This window comes from Desulfonispora thiosulfatigenes DSM 11270 (assembly GCF_900176035.1).
Lineage (GTDB): Bacteria > Bacillota > Peptococcia > Peptococcales > Desulfonisporaceae > Desulfonispora > Desulfonispora thiosulfatigenes.
Genome location: NZ_FWWT01000015.1, coordinates 26496 through 48895, shown reverse-complemented (window position 1 = coordinate 48895; position 22400 = coordinate 26496). Strand labels below are relative to the sequence as shown.

General features: G+C 32.6%; 23 protein-coding genes, 1 pseudogene and 1 riboswitch. Of the genes and pseudogenes, 9 read left to right on the top strand and 15 right to left on the bottom strand.

What is annotated here, in order from left to right:
* The 11 genes and pseudogenes from hisIE to trmB all read right to left on the bottom strand — a co-directional run bounded on the left by hisIE (window position 1) and on the right by trmB (window position 10416).
* Window positions 1–594, bottom strand: coding sequence for a bifunctional phosphoribosyl-AMP cyclohydrolase/phosphoribosyl-ATP diphosphatase HisIE (gene hisIE, locus B8965_RS05295; protein ID WP_200805879.1), 594 nt, complete (start codon window positions 592–594; stop codon window positions 1–3).
* A complete protein-coding gene (gene hisF, locus B8965_RS12765; protein ID WP_242941934.1) occupies window positions 585–1349 on the bottom strand; it encodes an imidazole glycerol phosphate synthase subunit HisF in 765 nt (254 codons plus the stop codon). The genes hisIE and hisF overlap by 10 nt, the downstream gene beginning before the upstream one ends.
* A gap of 60 nt (window positions 1350–1409) precedes the next feature.
* Window positions 1410–2108: pseudogene (gene hisA / locus B8965_RS12760) on the bottom strand (1-(5-phosphoribosyl)-5-[(5-phosphoribosylamino)methylideneamino]imidazole-4-carboxamide isomerase); the annotation flags it as partial.
* Window positions 2109–2130: 22 nt separating this feature from the next.
* Window positions 2131–2733, bottom strand: coding sequence for an imidazole glycerol phosphate synthase subunit HisH (gene hisH, locus B8965_RS05285; RefSeq protein ID WP_084052814.1), 603 nt, complete (start codon window positions 2731–2733; stop codon window positions 2131–2133).
* Window positions 2730–3350: an ATP phosphoribosyltransferase gene (hisG, locus tag B8965_RS05280; RefSeq protein WP_084052813.1), complete on the bottom strand. Its 621-nt coding sequence runs from the start codon at window positions 3348–3350 to the stop codon at window positions 2730–2732. The genes hisH and hisG overlap by 4 nt, the downstream gene beginning before the upstream one ends.
* 25 nt (window positions 3351–3375) lie before the next feature.
* Window positions 3376–4515 carry an ATP phosphoribosyltransferase regulatory subunit gene (gene hisZ, locus B8965_RS05275; RefSeq protein WP_084052812.1) on the bottom strand — a complete coding sequence of 380 codons (1140 nt, stop codon included), beginning with the start codon at window positions 4513–4515 and terminating at the stop codon, window positions 3376–3378.
* Window positions 4516–4715: 200 nt separating this feature from the next.
* Window positions 4716–6143, bottom strand: a complete 1428-nt coding sequence (locus B8965_RS05270) for an MBOAT family O-acyltransferase (protein ID WP_084052811.1) — start codon at window positions 6141–6143, stop codon at window positions 4716–4718.
* 2 nt (window positions 6144–6145) lie between these two features.
* A complete protein-coding gene (locus B8965_RS05265; protein ID WP_084052810.1) occupies window positions 6146–7201 on the bottom strand; it encodes a hypothetical protein in 1056 nt (351 codons plus the stop codon).
* 117 nt (window positions 7202–7318) lie between these two features.
* Window positions 7319–8560 (bottom strand): diphosphate--fructose-6-phosphate 1-phosphotransferase, encoded by a 1242-nt coding sequence (locus B8965_RS05260; RefSeq protein WP_159446272.1) that lies wholly within the window; start codon window positions 8558–8560, stop codon window positions 7319–7321.
* Window positions 8561–8653: 93 nt separating this feature from the next.
* Window positions 8654–9694, bottom strand: coding sequence for a TRAP transporter substrate-binding protein (locus B8965_RS05255; RefSeq protein WP_084052808.1), 1041 nt, complete (start codon window positions 9692–9694; stop codon window positions 8654–8656).
* Window positions 9695–9771: 77 nt separating this feature from the next.
* The gene (gene trmB / locus B8965_RS05250; RefSeq protein ID WP_084052807.1) at window positions 9772–10416 is read right to left on the bottom strand and encodes a tRNA (guanosine(46)-N7)-methyltransferase TrmB; all 645 of its coding nucleotides are present in this window, start codon (window positions 10414–10416) and stop codon (window positions 9772–9774) included.
* Between the two features lie 238 nt (window positions 10417–10654).
* On the opposite strand from trmB, the gene B8965_RS05245 reads away from it, so the two are divergent.
* From B8965_RS05245 to B8965_RS05225, 5 genes are all read left to right on the top strand, one after another.
* Complete coding sequence (locus B8965_RS05245) at window positions 10655–11017, top strand: NifB/NifX family molybdenum-iron cluster-binding protein (RefSeq protein ID WP_084052806.1); 363 nt, start codon at window positions 10655–10657, stop codon at window positions 11015–11017.
* A gap of 12 nt (window positions 11018–11029) precedes the next feature.
* Window positions 11030–11875: an ATP-binding protein gene (locus tag B8965_RS05240; RefSeq protein ID WP_084052805.1), complete on the top strand. Its 846-nt coding sequence runs from the start codon at window positions 11030–11032 to the stop codon at window positions 11873–11875.
* A complete protein-coding gene (locus tag B8965_RS05235; RefSeq protein ID WP_084052804.1) occupies window positions 11872–12735 on the top strand; it encodes an ATP-binding protein in 864 nt (287 codons plus the stop codon). Before B8965_RS05240 ends, B8965_RS05235 begins: the two co-directional genes overlap by 4 nt.
* Before the next feature lie 20 nt (window positions 12736–12755).
* Window positions 12756–13094 (top strand): NifB/NifX family molybdenum-iron cluster-binding protein, encoded by a 339-nt coding sequence (locus B8965_RS05230; protein ID WP_084052803.1) that lies wholly within the window; start codon window positions 12756–12758, stop codon window positions 13092–13094.
* A gap of 300 nt (window positions 13095–13394) precedes the next feature.
* Window positions 13395–14147, top strand: coding sequence for a sulfite exporter TauE/SafE family protein (locus tag B8965_RS05225; RefSeq protein WP_084052802.1), 753 nt, complete (start codon window positions 13395–13397; stop codon window positions 14145–14147).
* Between the two features lie 270 nt (window positions 14148–14417).
* On the opposite strand, the gene B8965_RS05220 is transcribed toward B8965_RS05225, so the two are convergent.
* Window positions 14418–14609 carry a DUF5320 domain-containing protein gene (locus B8965_RS05220; RefSeq protein ID WP_084052801.1) on the bottom strand — a complete coding sequence of 64 codons (192 nt, stop codon included), beginning with the start codon at window positions 14607–14609 and terminating at the stop codon, window positions 14418–14420.
* 154 nt (window positions 14610–14763) lie between these two features.
* On the opposite strand from B8965_RS05220, the gene B8965_RS05215 reads away from it, so the two are divergent.
* The 3 genes from B8965_RS05215 to B8965_RS05205 are packed head-to-tail and all read left to right on the top strand — an operon-like array spanning window position 14764 to window position 17771.
* The gene (locus B8965_RS05215) at window positions 14764–16347 is read left to right on the top strand and encodes a spore germination protein (RefSeq protein WP_084052800.1); all 1584 of its coding nucleotides are present in this window, start codon (window positions 14764–14766) and stop codon (window positions 16345–16347) included.
* Entirely contained in the window at window positions 16344–17510 is a 1167-nt protein-coding gene (locus tag B8965_RS05210; RefSeq protein WP_084052799.1) for a Ger(x)C family spore germination protein, read from the top strand. Before B8965_RS05215 ends, B8965_RS05210 begins: the two co-directional genes overlap by 4 nt.
* Before the next feature lie 15 nt (window positions 17511–17525).
* A complete protein-coding gene (locus tag B8965_RS05205; RefSeq protein WP_084052798.1) occupies window positions 17526–17771 on the top strand; it encodes a hypothetical protein in 246 nt (81 codons plus the stop codon).
* Between the two features lie 14 nt (window positions 17772–17785).
* Here B8965_RS05205 and B8965_RS05200 read toward each other — a convergent pair whose 3' ends face one another.
* The 3 genes from B8965_RS05200 to B8965_RS05190 all read right to left on the bottom strand — a co-directional run bounded on the left by B8965_RS05200 (window position 17786) and on the right by B8965_RS05190 (window position 21165).
* The gene (locus tag B8965_RS05200; protein WP_084052797.1) at window positions 17786–18874 is read right to left on the bottom strand and encodes a GerAB/ArcD/ProY family transporter; all 1089 of its coding nucleotides are present in this window, start codon (window positions 18872–18874) and stop codon (window positions 17786–17788) included.
* Window positions 18875–19081: 207 nt separating this feature from the next.
* Window positions 19082–20266 carry a GNAT family N-acetyltransferase gene (locus B8965_RS05195; RefSeq protein ID WP_084052796.1) on the bottom strand — a complete coding sequence of 395 codons (1185 nt, stop codon included), beginning with the start codon at window positions 20264–20266 and terminating at the stop codon, window positions 19082–19084.
* 2 nt (window positions 20267–20268) lie between these two features.
* The gene (locus tag B8965_RS05190) at window positions 20269–21165 is read right to left on the bottom strand and encodes a DUF2156 domain-containing protein (protein WP_084052795.1); all 897 of its coding nucleotides are present in this window, start codon (window positions 21163–21165) and stop codon (window positions 20269–20271) included.
* Between the two features lie 252 nt (window positions 21166–21417).
* A riboswitch (TPP riboswitch) is annotated at window positions 21418–21526 on the top strand.
* Between the two features lie 61 nt (window positions 21527–21587).
* On the opposite strand from B8965_RS05190, the gene thiD reads away from it, so the two are divergent.
* Entirely contained in the window at window positions 21588–22391 is an 804-nt protein-coding gene (thiD, locus tag B8965_RS05185; protein ID WP_084052794.1) for a bifunctional hydroxymethylpyrimidine kinase/phosphomethylpyrimidine kinase, read from the top strand.
* Window positions 22392–22400 lie beyond the last annotated feature (9 nt).

The following is a 22400-nucleotide window of genomic DNA, read 5'->3' as shown; positions in this document are numbered from 1 at the left end:
CTAGCCCCTCCTCTCTTTTAACACCTTTAACACCTCTTCAAAACTTGTCCCTTTTTCCCTAAATAAAACAAATAAATGGTAAAATAAATCTGCTGTTTCTAAATGTAATTCTTCTTTGTCATCATTTTTAGCAGCAATAATTACTTCAGAGGCTTCTTCTCCTACTTTTTTTAATATTTTATCTATACCTTTTTCAAATAAATATGTAGTATACGAATTTTCAGGCCTTTCATTATATCTTTGCTCGATAGTTTCAGCTAATTCTTCTAAAAATAGAGTGCTTTTCTCACCAAAACAACTTTGGATACCTAGGTGGCAGGTAGGGCCCATAGGGTTTACCCCTACTAAAACTGCATCTTGATCACAATCAAAACTAATATCAACAACTTTATGAATATTGCCTGATGTAGCTCCTTTATGCCATAACTCTTGTCTAGACCTGCTATAAAACCATACTTCTCTAGTTTCAATAGTTTTATTTAAGGATTCTTCATTCATATAGCCAAGCATTAATACTTTGCCTGTTAAATAATTTTGTAAGATAGCTGGTATCAAGCCATTTTCATCAAATTTAACTCCTGATATTATTCCCATCTGATCATGACCCCCTCATTTTTTAAATACTCTTTAATTTTTTTAATCGTTGTTTCTTGATAATGAAAAATTGACGCTGCTAAACAAGCATCTGTATTTGTTTTCGTAAAGGCATCATAAAAATCCTCTTTTTTCCCCGCTCCCCCAGAAGCAATTACAGGAATGGAAACATTACTACACACTAAATCTAAAAGTTTTAAATCATAGCCTTCTTTATGTCCATCTTGATCCATACTGGTTAATAATATTTCTCCCGCGCCTAAACTTTCCACCTTTTTTGCCCATTCGATGACATCAAAGTCTGCAATATTTCTGCCTCCATGCGTATACACTTCGTACATATCTTTTTGGGCATTATATTTAGCATCAATTGCCACCACAATACACTGATTTCCAAACTTTTCCGCTGCTTCTTTAATTAACTCAGGATTCTTGACTGCTGCGGTATTTAAACTAACCTTATCTGCTCCTGCTCGTAAAACATTTTTAATATCCTCTAAGGAATTTATTCCACCACCCACAGTAAAAGGAATGGTAATTGTTTCTGCTGTCTTTTTAACTATTTCTAACATAGTTTTACGACCTTCAAAGCTGGCTGAAATGTCTAAAAATACTAATTCATCTGCCCCTTCTGCATCATAAAGAGAAGCTAATTCTACAGGATCTCCGGCATCTTTAAGTTCCACAAAGCTTGTACCTTTTACTACCCTTCCTTCTTTAACGTCAAGGCAAGGAATAATTCTTTTCGTGAGCATACTTGGAGAATCATTTGAGCTATTAACATCTTTCATCTTATTTAGTAAATTCTCTAAATTAATATTACCGGTGTAAATAGCACGACCTGTGATTATCCCTTCAATTCCTTGATCTTTATATTTAGAAAGTTCTAAACAGTCTTCTTCGCTGCTTACGCCCCCAGCTACAATAATGTTCCTGCCAGTTTTCTTAGCTAATTCTAAAGTATTTTTAATATTAGGACCATTTAAAGTTCCATCGCGCTCAATATCAGTATAAATAAAGGTTTTTACGCCCATTTTAACTAAACCTTCTGCAACTTCTAGCAAATCTTTTTCTGTTTTTACGAGCCAGCCTTCTCCAGAAACTTTTCCATTACGACCATCAAGGGATACTACTACCTTGTCACTTCCATACATGCTAATTATTTCTGCTACTACTTGGGGATTATTAAGCGCAACTGAACCTAAAATGATTCTTTTTGCCCCAATTTCTAAATAAGATTTTGCTGTTTCTCTATCTCTTATTCCTCCCCCTATTTGCACCTTAAGGCCAGTTTTTTCAATAATTTCTTTAATTACTGGCAGATTTACAGGGGCAGCTTCTCTAGCTCCATCTAAATCTACAATGTGTAGCCAGGTAGCTCCACTTTCTTTCCATTTCATGGCTGCATCTACGGGATTATCAAAATATATGTTTTCTTGATTATAATCGCCTTGATATAAGCGGACGCATTTTCCGCCCCGGATATCGATGGCTGGGTATATGTTGAAGTTCATATGATTTCCTCCTAATATTGGGTTAAGCATTTACGCTTTGGATCCAGTTTTCTAGTAATTTCAGGCCGGTTTGGCCACTTTTTTCGGGATGAAATTGCATACCTACGATATTATTTTTAGCTACTATTGCTGGGATTTCCACGCCGTAGGGGGCCTGGGCTAAGATTAAATCCCTTGGCATTTTTGCAAAATATGAATGTACGAAATATACATAACCTTGGTTTAAGTCTTTAAATATTGGATGATTATTTTCTATATTTAGTTTATTCCACCCGATATGGGGGATTTTAACTCTTGCTGGAATTTTTTCGATAGTTCCTGGGATTAGTCCTAGCCCTTTAGTATTTCCATATTCCCTACTTATCTCAAAAAAAAGTTGCATTCCTAGACAAATACCCAGTAAAGGTTTTCCTTTAGTAGTCCATTCTACTAAGGCTTTGTCTAAACCTAGTTTTTCCAAATTTATCATGGCGTCTTTGAAGGCTCCTACTCCTGGTAACATTAGGGCCTTATAATCATCAAGCTTATCTACTGCAAAAACTAATTCATTTTTCACATTTAATCTATTTAAAGCTGCCTGTAAACTAAAAATATTGCCCATTCCATAGTCAATGATTCCTATCATTGGCTTAAACCTCGTTCTAACTTTTCTACTATTTCATCAATAAACTTATTTTTTAAGTGATAAGTTGCTTGATTAACAATTAATCTACAGGTGATATCCTCAATTTTTTCTAATTCTTCTAAACCATTTTCTCGTAAAGTAGTGCCTGTTGAAACAATATCTACAATATAATCACTTAAACCTAAAAGAGGAGCAAGCTCTACTGATCCATTTAAATAAATAATTTCTACTTGCTGACCTTTGGTACGAAAGTAATCAGCTGTAACATTTGGATAACTAGTTGCGATGCGGATCATTTCACCTTGATTATTTTTTTTATCTTTTATCCCACATAAACTAAGTCGGCATAAGCCAATTTTTAAATCTGTTAATTCATAATAGCCTTTCCCTTTTTCATGAAGTACATCTTTTCCTACAATACCTGCATCAGCTACACCATACTGGACATAGGTTGGGACATCTTTTGGTTTTGCTAAAATAAATCGTAGATTATCTTCAGGTTTTTCAATTACAAGCTTTCTACCTTCAATTACGGGTTCTTTTATGATTCCAGCTTTTATTAATAATTCATTAGTTTCGTCTAATATTCTTCCCTTGGATACTGCTAAGGTTAACATTAAGTTCACTCCTTACCTTGAATTTTTACTCGCTGAACAATACTTCGGCGAATTCTTCTTTGTATTTTTCTGTGACTTTATTTTTATCGATTATTATTACTATTTTACCTTCGCTCCGCATTTGTTCTGCTATTTTGATAGTTTCGAGACGATTTTTTTCTTCGTATATGATTAAGGTTTTTTTCTTTTCGTTCATATTTAATTCGCTTACATTTACGAGGGCATCGATGTTAATGGCAAATCCTGTAGCTGGGGCATTTCTTTCAAAACTTTCAAAAAGATTATCATATCTTCCACCTGTGCAAATTGGGGCTGGATTGCCTTCTGAATAACCATTATAAATTAATCCAGTATAATAATTTTGATTTCCTACTAAACTTAAGTCAAAGCCTATATATTCTTCGATTTGATATTCCTGTAATATTTTCCAAAGTCCCAAGAAGGCTGCAAAGATATTTTGCCATTCTGGAGAATTAAACCAATCCTTAGCACTAGTTATTTGCTCTATGCTTCCACGTAATTTTAAAATATCTATTAAATATGTTTTATATTTATCCTCTATATTTAATTCGCTTACTGTACTTTTATATCCGACATAGTTTTGTTCTAAGAGAAAATTGTATAGACTTTTCTGAACATTGTCTGGACAATTTACTTGTTTTAGTAATAACTGTAAAAACTGTGAGTGTCCAATGGATATTTGGAATTTTTTACTGGTGCAATTACTTATGCTTTTCACAGCTAAGCAAATTACTTCAGCATCTCCTTCTAAATTATCGACTCCGACTAATTCAATCCCTAATTGATTTATTTCCTCTACTCCATTTGACCCTTTATTACGATATACTTTTCCGTGATACATATATCTAATAGGAAATTCTATCTTTTGATGTAAGGAAGCAGTGAGTCTCGCAATAGGGGTTGTGTAGTCTGATCTTAAAATAGTTGTTTTTCCTGTTCCATCTAATAATTTTAAGAAACTATCTTGTTTTGTTTTAGAGAATAATCCTACTGTTTCATAAAATTCTATAACAGGGGTTTGAATTTCTTCGTATCCCCAAGTACCCATTAGTCTAACCCACGAACCGGTTATCTCGTTTAGTTTTTTCATCTTATCTGGTAATGTATCTTTTGTTCCTCTTGGTTTTTCAAAATATAATGGCATTTAATCAACTCCGTTTATCGCTTTATCGCATTAAAGCATGAATTTGTTAATATGATAATATCACTTTCTTTCTGCTAGGTCAATATAATTTCTAATATTTACAAATTGAAATAAAAAAAGGACCCTTAAAGGCCCTCATTACAAAATAACAAATATAGCACACAGTTGAAGTTTCAGTTTCATTGTAAAATGAAATTTCTCTAAAATTGAAAGTAAATAAAATTGTTTTCGGCTGTACCTAAAGACATTACTAACACCACAATTAATAAGGTGTAGGCTAAGCCTCTGATTGGTGCAGGAAAATATTTATGCCACATTAAGGATATTTGTGCAAGATGTTTAAAGATAAAATACTCTATAATGTGTAATCCATACAAAACAAGAACAACGATTACATAGGGTAATAATCCATTTTGTACTAAAGATAGAGGATTAAAATAAAGCATTTTAGAAATTATTACTAGGGCGCTTTTGATATCCGTCCTACCAAAAAGTACCCAGCCTAAGGATGCCAGATTAAAAAAGACAAATATGCTAACGAAATGATAAATCCTTTTTTCTGCTAGCCAATCTAAATTGAATTTTTTGCGTAAATCTAGATAAATCTTATGTAATACTTGTAATACACCATGATATACTCCCCATAAAATGAACGACCATGAAGCACCATGCCATAGCCCTGAAATAAACATAGCTAACAGGATATTTGCTAATTGCCTATTCTTCCCTTTACGGGAACCACCTAGAGGAATATAAACATAATCTCTAATCCAATTTGATAAGGTAATATGCCATCTACGCCAAAATTCCGTGCCACTTCCACTTAAATAAGGTGTTTTGAAATTAATGGCAAGTTTTAATCCTAAAAGATACCCTACCCCCACAGCCATGTCACTATAAGCTGAAAAGTCAAAATAAAGTTGAAAACCAAATAAATAAGTGGCTAGCCAAGAATCAGCCCCCGTCATCGCTGCTCCTTTTGCATAAAATTGTTCAACATAAGGAGCTATTTGGTCAGCTAAGATAATCTTTTTTATTAATCCTAGCATAAAGTAAGCAATTCCTAATTTGAAATACTCTTTTTTAAAAGTAATCTCTTTAATGGTTTCAATTTGGGGGAGTAAGTCTTTTCCTCTCATAATAGGACCTGCTACTAATTTAGCAAAAAGGGAGGTAAATACCCAAAAGTCTAGCCAATTCCTGCAAGGTTCTAGCTTTCCTTGATAGACATCCACTATATAAGCAATTATTTGAAAAGTATAAAAAGAAATACCTATCGGTAAAATAATTTGACTTAAAACCCCTTCAGCACTAGTTAAATTAAAAGGTACGAAGCGCTCAATATTAGTAAAAATAAATAAAGAATACTTGAAAAATACTAAATTACTGATATTTAGTATTAGCGCAAAAAGAAAATATAGCTTTTTAAATTTCCCTTGTAACTTTAGAGAACAAAAATAAGTTATACTCGTTATCCCGATAAACAAAGCCAGATATCCTATTCCGGCTATACTATAAAAGAAAAGATTAGCTAGTGCTAATAAATAAATTCTTTTTCCTGGAAAGGCATAATATAAACATAAGGTAACGGCAAAAAAGATCATAAATTCAAAGGAATGAAATAACATTTTTATAAGCTCCTCTTGTTAAAATTTCTCCATAAAATACTTGCTAATTTTTGATAACCTTCTTGAGTTAAATGGACGTGATCTGTAAAATATTTTTCAGGTATCTCATTCTGTAGATTTAAAAGTTTAATTGGTTTATACTGGAAATAATTATCGATACTTTTTAAATTATTTTGATATCCTAATGTATTTACTTGTTCGTTCATTAGGACTTCATTTGTTCCGGCTAAATATATTAGGGTATTTTTATCTTTTTGTTGCTCGATTATTTTATCTATAAAATATATTTGTGGATTTTCCTGTGTCATTACAAAAGGTTCTGGAGCAAATCCTAGTAAATATTCTGGAGTTTGTAAAGCCTCTGCTAATCCTTCCTTTTCGTTCCAAGGTCTAGCATCTCCCATTGGATCATGTGGCGTTTCTCTTTTATAAATATCCTCTGCTTTTTTCTTTAGAAAATCTTTATATTTAAATAAAGATATTTTATTTAAAATACTTGCTTTAAATTCCGTTTTTTTATTTTCTCGATATTGATTTGCCTCTAAATTAGGTAAAACATATGTAAAGCTTTCCTGATCTAATCTTTTTAATTCATCCTTGAGCCAAAATACACTTGGTGGATCAGGATTTCTATTCACAAAACCTGCATAAATTAAATTAACTATTAAATTTTCCGTAGAGATATTGTGTTCTTTTAATTTTAGGATCATCGTATAGATATCTCCAGTTTGCATAGCAGGCATGGAAAGATTAAATATGGCTAAATTATCCCTCCCGTTTTCTTGTGCTATATTTTGAAGATTTGCTCCAATAGAATCATAAGCAGAACATGGACCACTGTAGCCAACTGAATCTCCTAAAACTACTATGTATTCCTGAATATTTTCTTTTTTTATCTTTGTAGATATTTTTTCTAAAATAATATCAATATTAGAAAGATTATCTTTAACTAATTCATAATCCATCCGATAAGTATAACCCCAGCTTAAGGGTATCAATCCACCTAAGAATATTTGAATAATTAGTAAATATAAAATAACATATTTGATAGCCTTCATTATTTCTCCTCATACTTTCCTTTAAAATTATCTGTTAGAATTTTCATCTATATTTGTCCACAAAAATAACCCTATTACGTATTATACACAATAGGGTTATCTAGTACACATTATTTATTATGTTAATATAACAGGGATACCACTTAATCTAGCTAAATTAGGTAACTCCTTACCTAATAAAGGATAAGCATACTGATAATATGCATAAGTAACAAAATTACCTTCAGGGTTTATAAGGTATTTAGGCATATTCTTTGTTTCTTTGATTGCTTCAGCTAGATGAGTTCTACCAGTAACCACATAATAATCTTTTCCGCTAGCTCTATCTAAAGTAATCATTATATCTGACCAACCATTTTCTAAATCAGTTACTGCTTGTTGACCCACCATGAAGGCTTCGTCTACATCTATTTGTGATGTGCTAAAAGCAAATGATCTTTGCATAGCACCTAGTTTATGAACGCGACCCTTTAGCCCCATTTCTTGATAAAGAAGTTTAGTTAAATATTTTGCTGGTCCTTCAGGATCCTTATCAGCAATTAATTTTCCTTCTGTATCCTTGATGCCTTCACTAATAACAATAAAAATAAACTGTAATTCTTCATAAATTTCTTTAACATCTTGTAAAAACTTTTCTTCATTAAATTCTTTTTCTGGAAGATATATTAAATGCGGGGCATCATCTACAGTTTTTCTACCTAATGAACTAGCAGCTGCTAGCCAACCTGAATTCCTTCCCATCACTTCCATAATTGCAACATCATCATAACTTTTAGTTGCCTCTAAATCTCTACCTGCTCCAATGGTACTTTCAGCTATAAATCTAGCTGCACTAGCATAGCCTGGACAATGATCTGTTATAGGAATATCATTATCTATGGCCTTTGGAACACCGATAACTTTTAAATCATATTCGGATTTTTTTGCTACTTTTGATATATGATCAAGACTTTTCATGCTATCTTGACCACCTATGTATATAAAATATTTGATATTATTATCTTTAAAGAACTTTATAAGTTCAGCTTCTTTGTCTGGATCATCTACTTTATAAGAAGAACTACCTAAAATAGCACCTGGTGTATATTTCAGCTTTTCGATAAATTCATCGTCTTCCTTAGATAAAGTAAATAATTCTTTAACAAAAATACCTTCTAGCCCATTTTGCAGCCCGAAAATATTATGGATGCCTTCATTTTGCTTTGCTTTACTTAGAATACCCGCAAGACTTGCGTTGATTACAGAAGTAGGACCCCCACCCTGACCAATTAGCAAATTACCTTGTAGCTTTTCATGTGCTTCTTTTTTATTTTCATTTAATTCTTGTTTATTTTCATTTACTTCTTGTTCCTTTTCCATAATACTCCCTCCATTTGCCATAGTACCCAATTACCCTCTTTTGTATAATGTAACCTATTTTCAGTAACATATACAAATTTTCCAATAAGAAAGTTAATTTTCCCGGTATTCTTTAATCGACCTTTGTACCTTTTCTAGTAAATTTGGATTTTTGATTAGACCATCATACTGTGACCATGTTTTCTGAAGTCTTTTTCTACAATTAGTTTCACATGATAAATCTTCAGCTAGTAACCCACCGTTTTTTTGGATAGTTTTTTTGCCTTCACGCTCTAAAATTTCAAACTTAGTATTACTGTATGAAGTTGCTTCCCTCGCTGCATGCTGAAGATCTGCTTGTACATCCTTTGGCAACCCTTCATACCACAGATTTGGAACCACAATGACATCAATAGTTAATTTGTATCTCATTTCCATATAGTATTTTTGCATGGAGTAAATGTTTTGTCCTACTAGTTCTGCATAGGTCATTTCTAAACCATCAATTAGGCCTTTTTGTAGGGCAATATAAGCCTCTCCCGTACCCATAGAAACAGGATTTACTTCCCATTCTTCAAAAGTAGCTACTTGAATAGGGTTAACTGGAACCCTTATTTTAAGACCCTTTAAATCTTCTATTTTTCTAATAGGTTTTACATTATTTGCAATTATACGAAAACCTTGAACTGCAAAACCAAGAGGTCTAACACCACTTTCATTAATCATTTGAGTAGTAAATTCCTCTTTTAAGTCTTCCAGTACATGACGACATTCTTCTTCATCTTCAAATAGATAGGGTAAATCTAAAATTCCTAAAGTAGGACTAAAAACAGTTGCACTATTCGTCGAAATTATCCCCACCTGGAATACATTGCTCATGACATTTTGCATCACTCGTTGCTCATCATGAATTTGATGTTGAGAATTTCTATCTATTTGTATGTTTTTATTCTTTTCTAATAATTCTATAAATTTAGTCATGATTATATGATGAGGATTATTATCAACATGGTCATTAGCATGAACCAGCTCAATTGCTATCTTACTATTAGGTATTTCTACCTTATGAAAATCTAACCCACTTACATAAATAATAACTGCCACAACCGCTAGATATAAAAAAACCATATAAATTATATTTTTTTGATTATTCAATTAGTACGAACCCTTTCCCAATATTTTCACCTCGCCATTATACTATTTCTAACATATTTTAGCTATGTATTAAATTCTTAATCTGGTATGTTTGCTTCTAATCTAAAGATACTCGATCCTTTACCCACGAACTTAGTCTCATACTCCGTGGCTACATTATCTTCTGGAAGATCTTTATATAAATTCAAAGAAATATTTTTTAAATTCCATTTGCGATGACAAAATTCGTTTAAAGAAGATTGAAATAAACCTTCATTATCTGTTTTATAATGAATCTCACCTTCAGGCTTTAAAATTTGCTGATAAAAGTCTAAGAAGTCACGATAGGTTAATCTTCTTTTTTCATGTCTTTTTTTCGGCCAAGGATCACAAAAATTAATATATAAACGGTCTATTTCCTCAGGTGCAAAATATTCTAAGATATCACTTACATCGCCCCAAATGAATCCCATGTTTTTAAGGTTTAAATTAATTGCCTTTTTAGTTGCAAGTAATAAGACTTCTTCCACTTTTTCAAATCCGAGATAATTAATTTCAGGATTACGACTAGCTAAAGTAGTGATGAAAGTTCCTTTTCCTGTGCCGATTTCAATATGAATTGGGTTACTATTACCAAAATAAGCCCTCCATTTTCCTTTGTTGGTTTCTGGATTTAATGCAATTGGCGGACTATAGCTTAGTAGCTCTTCTTTAGTACCTACCTTTTTTCTAATTCTACCCATTATTATTCCTGCCTTTCTCTTATTGATGCTCTGTTATTATTTTTGCTCTATCATTTTTATTCTATATATAAGGTAATCATTTTTTATCTTAAGTTCATTTAACATAATATCATAAGTTTAATTAAAGTAAAAAATAAATAAATAAAATTTTGGGATTATAATTTAATTGACATATGCTCATAATAGGAATAATATTTAAATATAATAACTTTCACCACTATTTTAGGAGGTACTTGAGATGAAAATTGCTATTAGTACAAGCGGAACTACTTTAGAGGCTGATTTAGATAAACGTTTTGGACGTGCTGAAAAGTTTGTGATTTATGATTTAGAGAAGGATACTTTTGAAGTAATTGATAATACGCAAAACCTAAATCTTCCTCAGGGAGCAGGCATTCAAGCTGGGAAAACAATTGCAGGTAGTGGAGCAGGCGCTATTATAACAGGTCATGTTGGACCTAAGGCCTATACAACTTTAAACTCTGCTGATATTGATATTTATTTTGCAGAAGGTGGCACAATAAAATCATTGGTTGAAGATTTTAAAAATAACAAGCTAACTAAAGCTGAAGGTCCAGATAAAGAAGGGCACTGGTCTTAAGGAGGTATTATAATGAAAATTGCTTTAGCAAGTGGTAAAGGCGGTACTGGAAAAACAACGATTGCTACTAACTTTGCATACTTTCTTAGTAAAAATAACGAAGTTACTCTCCTGGACTGTGATGTCGAAGAGCCTAATGCTCACATATTTATTAAACCAGAGTGGAATGATAACTATAAAACTTATTTAACTATTCCTGAAGTTGATTTAGACAAATGTATTCATTGCGGACTTTGCGGAGATTTATGTCAGTTTAGTGCTATCACAAATATTAAGGATAAGGTGCTAACTTTCCCAGAATTATGTCATGGTTGTGGATTATGTATGTTAGCTTGCCCTACGGGTGCAATTAGTGAAGGTCAAAGAGAAATCGGGACTGTGGAAATTGGTCAAAAGGATAATATAAAAATAGTTCATGGAAAGCTACGAATCGGCGAAGCTATGAGCCCACCTTTAATCAAAGAAGTAAAAAACAAGGCTCCTAAAGAAGGAATTACGATTATTGATGCTCCTCCTGGTACGTCTTGTCCGGTAATTGCAGCTATAGAAGATACAGATTTTGTACTATTAGTTACTGAACCTACCCCCTTTGGTTTAAATGATTTGCGTTTAGCAGTGGGAATGGTTAGAACAATGGATATTCCGATGGCTGTAGCTATTAATCGCGCTGATATTGGGGATCAGGAAGTGCAAAAGTATTGTAAGGAAGAAAATATTCCGATCTTTTTAGAGCTTCCTAATAAGAGAGAAGCTGCTCAGAATTATTCTAAAGGAAAACTAATTTTACAAGAGATGCCTGAATTTGAGGAGCATTTTAAAAAGGCTATTGCTAGTATTGAAAAGGAGCTGAGAAAATGAAGGAATTAGTTGTTATCAGTGGTAAAGGTGGAACTGGAAAAACTAGTTTAGCCTCTTCATTAGCAGCTCTTGCAAAAAAACATGTAATGGTAGATTGTGATGTGGATGCAGCTGATTTACATTTAGTTTTAAAGCCTAATGTCCTGGAATCACATGATTATTATGGTGGTAAAAAAGCTGTTATTAATTATGATTTATGTGTAAAATGTGGAAAATGTCCGGAAGTGTGCAGATTTGATGCTATTAATGAAAATATTGAAATTAGTTCCCTTGCATGTGAAGGTTGCGGGGCATGTGCCTATATTTGTCCTGAAAAGGCAATTAAATTAGAGGATAGTTTATCTGGTCAGTGGTTTATTTCTGATACAGAATATGCCCCAATGGTTCATGCTAGGCTTGGCATTGCAGAGGATAACTCTGGTAAATTAGTTAGTTTAATTAGAGCAAAGGCTAGAGAAATCGCCGGGAAAGATGAACGTGATTTATTAATTATTGATGGCTCTCCTGGTATAGGGTGTCCTGTTATTGCATCTATCACAGGTGCTGATTTGGTACTAATTGTAGTAGAACCTACTTTATCAGGAAAGCATGACCTAGAAAGAGTAATAGGCTTAACCAAACATTTCCATGTTAATGCTGCTGTGGTAATTAATAAATTTGATTTAAATGAAGAAATGTCTGATGAAATAATGAAGTATTGTAAAGATAATGATCTTAATTTTTTAACTAAGCTTTCTTATGATGAAACTGTCGTAAAAGCACAAATAGCTAAAAAGCCTGTAATTAGCTTTCCAGATGCTAAAATAAGTTCTGAAATTAAGTTATTATTTGCTGAAACTTTAAATTTACTAAATAAATAATATTATTGGGGGAATTTTAAATGAAAATAGCTATTCCAGTTGCAAATGAACTTTTATGCATGCACTTTGGACATTGTGAGCAATTTGCTATGTTAGATGTAAATGAAGAAACTAAGCAAATTAAGGGTAAGGAAATGATTACGCCTCCACCTCATGAACCTGGTTTATTACCGGTTTGGATTAAAGATCAAGGAGTTGATTTAGTTCTAGCTGGCGGAATGGGCAAAAAAGCTCAAGAATTATTAGCTGAAAGAGGAATTAAAGTTGTAGTAGGAGCACCTAGTGGTACACCTGAAGAAATAGCTTTAGCATACCTAAATAAAGAATTAGTTACAGGTCAAAATGCTTGTGATCACTAAGTAATATTGATCAAAAAAAAGATGCTTTTAACAAGTAATGCTTCTAGAAAAATTACTTTTAAATAATGTTTTTAAAGATTAATATTTTAAAAAGGCACATTCTGAAGATTGGAAATAATTCTAATCTTTAGGATGTGCTTTTTTTGTTTGACTTATCCTTAAAACATACTTAAACAAAAAAATTATTTAGTCTAAAACAGTTTTCGTACATAAGATAGATTATCTTTATAGGTAATAAATGTTTAAGCATAATCCGTATTATGTTAATATATGGTTAGCGTAGAGAAAAGGACTGATTTTATGAATATATTAAATGTGCTGTTAATTTTATTTATAGGGACATTTGCAGGGTTTATTAATGTTGTAGCCGGTGGTGGGTCGCTTTTAACCTTACCTATGTTGATTTTCTTAGGGCTCCCTTCTGCGGTAGCTAATGGAACAAATAGGGTTGCTCTCACCATGCAAAATATCATTGCAATTTGGAACTTTAAGCGAAAAGGATTTTTTGATTATAAATTAGGTATTACCTTATCAATTCCAGCTGTCTTAGGTTCGATTGTAGGATCCCGAATAGCAATTTCTATTCCCGATGAAGTTTTTAATAAAATTTTAGCCGTAGTTATGTTTATTATTATTTTTACATTAATTAAAAAGCCAAAGAAAAAGGCTGAAGATGTTGAAGAAGAATTAACTAAAAAGAAAAAAATTATCTTGGGAATTACCTTCTTTTTTATGGGAATTTATGGTGGACTCTTACAGGCAGGCACTGGGTTTATTATTATTACTAGTTTGACTCTGCTATCTTCTTTATCTTTAGTAAGTATTAACAGTATTAAGGTAATTGTGACCTTTTTTTATGTCCTTTCTTCTTTAGTGGTTTTTATTATTAGTGGTAATGTGGATTGGATTTTTGGTTTGGTTTTAGCTGTGGGAAATGGTATAGGTGGCTATTTAGGCAGTAATTTTTCGATTAATAAGGGTGATGTTTGGATTAAGAGAGTATTGATTGTCATGGTTTCTGTGATGGCGATTAAGTTATTGTTTGGTTGGTAATTTGTTATCAACACTGCGCACGCTCGGGCAATTAATTGGAAGGAGCTCCGGCAATTGCAGGAATACTTTGAACTCGCTAGCGCTCAAACAGCAAAGTATTCCTATCTGCAATTACCTGCGCTCTTTTTATTTAATCTCGCTATTGCTTCGTTTATGATAACAAATTACCTTTAGGGTTTATTAAAAGATTTGTTGTGCTGGTAGAGGATTCCTTTTAGTATTGATTATCATAATTTACACAAAAAACCGGACATCGTGTCCGGTTTTTTCTTATTTTTCTTTATTTTGCTCACTAGTATTTTGTTGGTTTGACCATAATTTATTCCCTTTACAAATTCCTCTACCCATTCCCATGCCACGGCCTGGTTTGTTTTTGTTGAAATTATCTGAAATACAGTTTCCCCTACCCTTGCCACTCATGGTTCCTTGACCTAATGGTCCTGTTCCGTCACCTCTTGGCATTTTTAACACCTCCCGTGTTATTGACATATGTTCATAATTTATTATATCTTTCATTATTGTCATATGTCAATAATATTTCTTTGTTTTTTCCTCATAATTTTTGGCTAAATAGTAAACACTATACAATAAAAACTATGTAGTAGGGGAGGTACATATGGAAACTAATACAAAGATGAAAAAGCCCCTCAAGGTAAATGAAGCTGAATCATCGGAAAGCTGCCTAGTCCTAGAAGAATTAAGTTCAAATATGGACAATAATATTGATTTCCTAAAAGAACATTTTAAAGATTGTTCTGATATTGTTTTTCGCACTATTTTGTTAAAGGATGTGGAGACACATCTTATTTATGCTGATGGTATGGTTAATGTAAATATGCTCAGCCGTGATGTTATTGCTAATCTTTTATTTAACGAGGATATACTTACTACAGACCTTCCATTAGAAGAGAAAATTAAAAAGTCTCTACCCATTGGTCAAATTAGCTTAGAAAAAGAAATGAATCCTATCATGGATAAAATCGTGAGCGGAAACATTGTAATTTTATTTACAGGAATTACCCAGTCCGTGGTTGTGACACTACCTACTTGGGAAAAAAGGGGTATTGGTCCTTCTGAAAATGAACCATCTATTAAGGGTTCTAAGGAAAGTTTTACAGAAACTTTAAATGTTAATACTTCTTTAATCAGAAGAAGGCTCTTACACCCTGATTGTAAGTTTGAAACTTTAACTGTAGGGGAATATTCTAAAACCACAGTTGTCCTAGCTTATGTTAGCTCAATAGTTAATGATAAAATAGTTGATGAAGTTCGCGAAAGAATAAAAAATGTATCTATAGATGCCTTGGTAGAAGCTGAATATCTTGATGAACTTATTAAAGATGCCCCTTTATCTCCTTTTCCAACGCTTCAATCAACTGAAAGACCTGATAAGGTCGTAGGGGCGATGCTCGAAGGTCGGGTCGCTATTATGCAAGAAAATAGTTCTTTTGTTTTACTAGCACCTTCTTTAGTTGCTGACTTTTTAATGAGTGTGGATGATTATAGTACAAACTTTTGGTATTCAAGTTTTATTAGAAATTTAAGATATGTTGGTATATTCTTTGCTGTTTTTTTACCTGCTTTATTTGTTGCCTTTACCGCCTTTAATCAAGAAATGATCCCTACCCCCTTACTGATTACTTTAGCTAATCAACGGGAAGGTGTTCCTTTTCCTGCTTTTGTAGAAGCTTTGATTATGCTTATTGCCTTTCAGATATTGCAAGAGGCAGGTACCAGGTTACCTAGACCTATTGGGTCAACAGTGGGTATTGTTGGTGGTTTGATTATTGGGGATGCGGCTGTTAAGGCGGGGCTAGTATCACCTGCCATGGTTATTGTGACTGCTATGACAGCAATTTCTAGTTTTTCTATTCCTTCTATAGAATTTAATACTCCTATTCTATCGATCCAAGTGTTTTTACTTGTGTTAAGTGGAATATTGGGTTTTTGGGGTATATTTATTGGTATTTTACTTGTTTTTGGACATATTGTTTCCTTACGTTCTTTTGGGATTCCTTATACTACGCCTTTATCACCTTTACTGGTACAAGATTTAGATGATGTACTTTATAGAGCACCACGCTGGGCTTTAAGGGATAGATCTAGCTTTTTAAATAACAAGAACTTTCAAAGACTAGGACCTAATTCAGGTAAACCTACCCCTCCAAGCCCAGAGGAAAAAAAGGAGAATGATAAATGAGAAAAAAAATATTATTGTTTTTTCTAATATCAATGCTCATTTTACCTGGATGCTGGGATAGTAAGGAACTAAATGATTTATCAATAGTAACAGGTGGAGCAATTGATATGCCAAAGCCTAAAACTTATGAGGTTACAATTCAATCAGTTAAAACTTCTGCTCAATCAGAAAAGGGTGGCGAAGGCAGTGGCTCAAGTACCTCAAATCAAGTACTACTATCCGCGATAGGAACTTCTGTTTATGATGCCACTCGTAACATCAGTACGAGGCTAGATAGGAAGCAATACTGGCCACATGCTCAAATCATTGCTCTTGGTAGGGATATGGCTGAAGATGATATTGGCCCTGCTATTGACTTTGTCATGAGAAATGCCCAAAGAAGGCAATCTATCTATTTTGTTTTATCCGATAAGGAAGGCAAGCAAATTTTAAATAATATCCCCGATGCTGCTGATAACTCTAGCATCGAAGCTACTAAATTAATTAAAAACAGTGCCTTAACTGGTTTTGGAGTGGATCAAACATTAATTAATTTTGTAGCTGAAAGTGAAGGTTTAGCTGGGGTATCTTTAATGAATTACTTTAAATCTCTTCCGGTTGAGAAGTCTGCTCCAGATGACAAACAACAATATAGATCTGCCATATCTGGAACTGGGGTATTTTATCAAAATAAATTAATTACTACCCTTAGCCCCAGAGAAACGAGAGCAGTTAATTGGTTAAACAACAATATCGACTCTACTGTACTAACCGTAGATTACGGGAATACTGGCCAGGATGATATTACTATTGATATCAGAAAATCCAAGGTATATTTAAAACCTACCAAAGAAAATGGCAATTATGTTATGAAGGCTAAAATTTCAGTTAAAGGACTTATCACTGAATACTCAGCAGATGTTTATCCTGATGAAATTTCTTTAGAAAAATTAAAATCCCTAATCTCGAGCAAAATTAAAAAAGAAATTGATACTGTCTTTGAAAAATCCAAAAATGAAATAGGCTTAGATATTTTTAGTTTAGGAAGAACCTTTGTTGGTGAGTATCCTGACCTTGTTCATCTGAAGCAAGATGAATGGAAAGGGATTTATAAAGATAAAGTTCTCTTGGATGTTAAAGTAGATGTAGACGTAATATCTAGTGGTCTTCTTTTAAAGAAGTAACACAGGGAGGTTAAAATGTTTTATTTATTAATACTTATTGTCGTCTTGGTTGCGTGGGTTGATTTAGTCCCTCTTTTTAAAGATAATAAAAAGGATAATCATAAGAAAATCATTTATGTTACTGCTAGTTTCTTAGTTTTAAGTCTTATCTCCTCAGGGCTGGTTTATTATGAAACTGTAAATATTTCAGCCATTGGTGCATTCATGAATGATATCTTTAAATCTATCTTTCCAGCCTTTTATAAATTAATGGAAATCTAAAAAGAAGGTAAGTGCTAAGCACTTACCTTCTTTTTAAATAAACTAAAACCAAAGATAATTGAAAACGGAATTACAATTAAAATAATATTAATGAAAATTAAGGTTACATTGAGAAACAATTGAACTCCCTGAAAGTTGTTAAATAAATTAAGAGAAAACGGAACCGCTAAAAGTGTAATCGGTAAAGCTAAAATCTTATAATCTTCTAGTTTAAAAATCCCTTGCATACATTTAGCACAGACATAAAGACATACTGCTAATTTAATAAAAATAGCAAAACACCAAACTCCTAAAAATAAAATTTCAGTTCTTTGCAGAAAACTTCCTACTTCTATTTGTCTACTAATACTATAAAAGGGAAAGGTTAATTTAGTAGCTTCTCTTACTCCAAAAATACCGATTTTATAAATCGATCTACTTATTAAAATTATTCCTCCTAGTACCAACCCCAATATATTTAGCTTATAGGTGTTTCCTTCTGTTTTTTTATTTATTAAAACCATAAAAAATACAAGTAATACTGCTTGTAAATAAGGAAAAGAAGCAATTGGAACAACTGCCTTCATAATCGAACTTATATCTTCCGTAAAAAGGGGAGAAAAATATTTCAAGTCAAATTGTGGTATAGCTAATGCTCCTAAAATTATAATAAAGATTAAAATCATAGGCCCAAATAATTCAGAACACCTAGATACTGTTTCTACGCCATAGCGAATAATTATGGCAGTTACAACTCCTAAAGATAAATTAAAAACCCAGCCTGGGGTTTCGGGCATAATAGTATTATTCATAAAAACATCAACATGACTTAAAATCATGGCTGCTGTAAAAAAAGCATACATAAAAATTATAAACAAAAATACTTTAGCCAGTACTGAACCAAATAAATGCTCTAAGATTAAATCAAAGCTTCCTAAAGGATACTTATTAACAATGTATGTAATCATGAATATAACTCCTACCCCTATTAGTAGGCCTATAAGGTCTGCAATCCAGGTTTCTCTTTGGGCATAGTTTAAACCAAAGGAATAAATTATACTATTCCCAACGATAAAACCAAAGGTTACCATATTAAATTGGATAATCGAAATCTTTTCTTTCAATCCTACCTCACCTCCATATATATTTACTACCTTAAGATTAGTTTTTCCAAAAAAGGTTTTTTTATTAATACCTTAAAGAATAAGATTGAAATATTTTTCTACATAAAAAAACCGTGCATATTAATTCCTGTAATTAACCCAGGAAAAGACATCTTCTTTACTAAATGTCTTTTCTCTGAGTAATAATCCGGACATATGCACGGCCTTTTAAATATATTCATTTATGAAATTATTCATTTTCGGAAATATCTGAGTTAAAAGTTCCATTTTTTTAGCTGAACCACTACTTATTTTACCTAAAAACTCAAGTTCACTCGCAGATAATCTCCCAAAATATAAACTTGTTAAGGTGCCAATCCCCAGATTTACATCAGAAGGCTCTAATGTTTTCGTAACTTTAGCTTTGCCCTCATTAATTTCTACCTTAAAGGTTCCTTCGTTCCAGGTGGCTAAATTATCAGAAATACTTATTTTAATTGTTCCCGTAATATCCCTGGAGTAATCTATACTTTCTAAAGCCTCTTTAGCATCTATTATCCTCGCCATCATAAAAGGGTACATCGTTATGCCCTGTTTCGGATCAGGTAAAGAAAGATAAGTTAAATCATCTACAGCAGCATTCCATTCCAAGGTTTCTACTTGAGAATTATGATTATAGATATATTTTAAAAGAGATTTCTGCGCGTTTATGTTTGCAAAGGCCATTTCTTTGACGATAAATCTATTATCCTGTAAATAATAAAACAAATAACCTATAGGCTTGCCTTGCTCCAATAAAAGAGTTATATATCCTTTTTCAGTTAAATGCTCCTCTACTAATAGCCTCCAATTTTCCTCTGTACGCACAACATATCCATGTTTATTTTTAGTAAACTTATCATAAACCTCTTGCAGTTCCTGATAATCATTTTTATTTTTTATATAATTTTCGTCAATTTGCCTAAATTCACCATACCCTGCCCCTTGCCTTTTTAAATCGCTTATAGGGATAACATATTTTAAATGATGATAGACAAACTCAAAATCATAAGGGTAGTAAAAATGAGCCCTATAAGGCATTAAGATGGAAACAAAGTGTTTTCTCCTTTTCATTTCCCTAAATGATTCCACCATTAAGCCCCTAACAATTCCTTGCCCTCTTGCAGCTGGATCGGTGGCAATGCCGACTATATAAGAAGTATCTAAAGCCTTACCCCGTACATAAATTTGATACGGATTTAATTGTAAATTCGCCATTAATTTATTTTCTGAATAGGAACCGAGGGTATTTTCACTATTGAAGAAATTATTAAAATACCAATTATAAAACGGATCTTCTTCATTTTCAAAACAGTACGCCCACAAACGCATCACTGAAGGCTTATCCTCTTCTTTAATTAAATGAAAGTCCATATCTATCCCTCATTTTTTAAAGTAGCACTATATTTTTTAATGAATTTTACAGGATAATAAGATTCTTTAGCCTTTTTTAACCCGGGTAAACCTAAATCTTCTTCTCGATTTATAAACTTAATTTCACTCCAATTACGAATACAAAAATCTTGATTAATCGTAGGATAAATGCCATTAAGCTCACGATTTCCTTTTTCCACATGAATTACAGCGGTATCTTCATTTAAAAGTTCCCCAAAAGTAAAGGCCTCGACCTTATCATTAACTTTAATTACTCCACCTTTAAATCCTAAATAGGTAAACTGCTTTAAGGCTTCAATTAAAGCATCACGCTCACAAATTAAGCTTCTTTTATCATTAAAATCCTTTTCCTTTTTTTCACACCAATCAATGGCACTTTGAATACAGGATGGGACTAATTCCTCAGTCATATCAAAATATTCATAATCAGAGTAATGCTTTTTGAAATTCTTAATATGATTTCTTTTACGAGAATATTTCCTGCCCTTTAATTCTACTAAATCCTCCGCACTATACACATAATCATGGGTATCAAAATCTTCCGTAAAGTTAAACATATTAGGCCTTTCTTTTTCCATATATGCCATTAAATCTTCCGTAATTCCCCCCATAACAAAGGGTATATTAATTTCTTTAATATAATCTATTAGTTTATCTACAACCTTAAAAAAGCCGTCCTTATTCCTTGGAAAAGGTGGTAGAACGTATGTAGCATCATTTAAGGTTGCCTTCACACATAAAAAATCATCTACAAGGGTCCACGTTATATTATAAGTTTTTCTCCACATATATAGATTAGTAAAGGTACATTCCGATCCTTCGTATCTATCGCTTTTGAAAAATTGATCAAAGATATCTTTATCTTTTAATTCAATCATCTTAAAGTTGATAAATATCACTCCTTATTTTTTTCTATAAATATTAATATCCCTGCTAAAAAATGCTTATCTATTATTATACACCTTTGTCAATAGTTTTTGTGGTAAAACATGATTTAACTTTTAGCTGATATATATTTTCTGAATAATAATCGTAGACAGTAAGTTTATTTCCCCTTATTATCCCCAAAGTCTTGACTTTTCTCACCATTATAATAACATGATAGTATAAAAAGGTTAAATATTATATTAGTACTACACTAGGGGAGCTAGAACGGCTAGCTGAGAAAAAGACCTTTATCTTTAACCCTTTAAACCTGATCTGGATAAAACCAGCGTAGGAAAGTGTGTCTATTTTCAAAAGCACACTACTATAGTTTGTGCTTTTTTTTATTTTTTATCAAAAGAAAGGATGAATTTTCATGAAAACTGCTTTAACTATTGCTGGTTCTGATTGTAGTGGCGGAGCTGGAATACAAGCCGATTTAAAAACCTTTTCTGCCCATGGTGTCTTTGGAATGAGCGTTATCACTGCCATCACTGCGCAAAATACCCAAGGAGTATCTGCAGTAGAAAATTTAAGTGCCGAAATGGTTTCTAAACAAATTGAAGCAATTTTTACGGATATAGAAGTAGATGCAGTAAAAATTGGAATGGTTTCTGAAACTAAAATTATTAAAACTATCGCAGAAAATCTCAAAAAATATCAGGCGCAAAATGTGGTAGTTGATCCTGTAATGATTTCAAAAAGCGGTTTTGATTTATTACAACCTGAAGCTAAAGAAGCCCTTATTTCCCACCTTTTACCTCTTGCTGAAGTAGTAACACCTAATATCCCAGAGGCTGAAGTAATTGTCGGAATGAAAATTGATACTGTCGAAGATATGGAAAAGGCTGCTTTATTAATTCACAAAATGGGCCCTAAAAAAGTATTAGTTAAAGGTGGACATCTCACCGAGGATGCAATCGATGTTCTTTATGATGGTAAAAAAATAACGCATTATACCTCAGAAAGAATTAATACAAAAAATACTCATGGGACAGGCTGTACCCTTTCTTCTGCAATCACGGCTAATTTAGCTAAAGGGGCTAATGTTGAAGAGGGAGTTAGAGAGGCTAAGGAATATATAACAACTGCTATTAGACATTCTCTTGCTTTAGGTAAAGGATATGGACCGACTAATCATTTTTATTCTCTATACCAAAAGGCTGGTATGCTCGATTAAAGGGGGATT

What these genes read in the sequence shown, in the direction of transcription:
- B8965_RS05210 (WP_084052799.1), top strand. Translation starts at nt 16,344, where the DNA reads ATGAGAAAAAAAATATTATTGTTTTTTCTAATATCAATGCTCATTTTA.
- thiD (WP_084052794.1), top strand. Translation starts at nt 21,588, where the DNA reads ATGAAAACTGCTTTAACTATTGCTGGTTCTGATTGTAGTGGCGGAGCT.
- B8965_RS05205 (WP_084052798.1), top strand. Translation starts at nt 17,526, where the DNA reads ATGTTTTATTTATTAATACTTATTGTCGTCTTGGTTGCGTGGGTTGAT.
- hisG (WP_084052813.1), bottom strand. Translation starts at nt 3,350, where the DNA reads ATGTTAACCTTAGCAGTATCCAAGGGAAGAATATTAGACGAAACTAAT.
- B8965_RS05245 (WP_084052806.1), top strand. Translation starts at nt 10,655, where the DNA reads ATGAAAATTGCTATTAGTACAAGCGGAACTACTTTAGAGGCTGATTTA.
- B8965_RS05270 (WP_084052811.1), bottom strand. Translation starts at nt 6,143, where the DNA reads ATGTTATTTCATTCCTTTGAATTTATGATCTTTTTTGCCGTTACCTTA.
- B8965_RS05260 (WP_159446272.1), bottom strand. Translation starts at nt 8,560, where the DNA reads ATGGAAAAGGAACAAGAAGTAAATGAAAATAAACAAGAATTAAATGAA.
- B8965_RS05220 (WP_084052801.1), bottom strand. Translation starts at nt 14,609, where the DNA reads ATGCCAAGAGGTGACGGAACAGGACCATTAGGTCAAGGAACCATGAGT.
- B8965_RS05195 (WP_084052796.1), bottom strand. Translation starts at nt 20,266, where the DNA reads ATGGACTTTCATTTAATTAAAGAAGAGGATAAGCCTTCAGTGATGCGT.
- B8965_RS05225 (WP_084052802.1), top strand. Translation starts at nt 13,395, where the DNA reads ATGAATATATTAAATGTGCTGTTAATTTTATTTATAGGGACATTTGCA.
- B8965_RS05215 (WP_084052800.1), top strand. Translation starts at nt 14,764, where the DNA reads ATGGAAACTAATACAAAGATGAAAAAGCCCCTCAAGGTAAATGAAGCT.
- B8965_RS05265 (WP_084052810.1), bottom strand. Translation starts at nt 7,201, where the DNA reads ATGAAGGCTATCAAATATGTTATTTTATATTTACTAATTATTCAAATA.
- hisIE (WP_200805879.1), bottom strand. Translation starts at nt 594, where the DNA reads ATGGGAATAATATCAGGAGTTAAATTTGATGAAAATGGCTTGATACCA.
- hisZ (WP_084052812.1), bottom strand. Translation starts at nt 4,515, where the DNA reads ATGCCATTATATTTTGAAAAACCAAGAGGAACAAAAGATACATTACCA.
- B8965_RS05240 (WP_084052805.1), top strand. Translation starts at nt 11,030, where the DNA reads ATGAAAATTGCTTTAGCAAGTGGTAAAGGCGGTACTGGAAAAACAACG.
- B8965_RS05190 (WP_084052795.1), bottom strand. Translation starts at nt 21,165, where the DNA reads ATGATTGAATTAAAAGATAAAGATATCTTTGATCAATTTTTCAAAAGC.
- B8965_RS05230 (WP_084052803.1), top strand. Translation starts at nt 12,756, where the DNA reads ATGAAAATAGCTATTCCAGTTGCAAATGAACTTTTATGCATGCACTTT.
- trmB (WP_084052807.1), bottom strand. Translation starts at nt 10,416, where the DNA reads ATGGGTAGAATTAGAAAAAAGGTAGGTACTAAAGAAGAGCTACTAAGC.
- hisH (WP_084052814.1), bottom strand. Translation starts at nt 2,733, where the DNA reads ATGATAGGAATCATTGACTATGGAATGGGCAATATTTTTAGTTTACAG.
- hisF (WP_242941934.1), bottom strand. Translation starts at nt 1,349, where the DNA reads ATGCTCACGAAAAGAATTATTCCTTGCCTTGACGTTAAAGAAGGAAGG.
- B8965_RS05235 (WP_084052804.1), top strand. Translation starts at nt 11,872, where the DNA reads ATGAAGGAATTAGTTGTTATCAGTGGTAAAGGTGGAACTGGAAAAACT.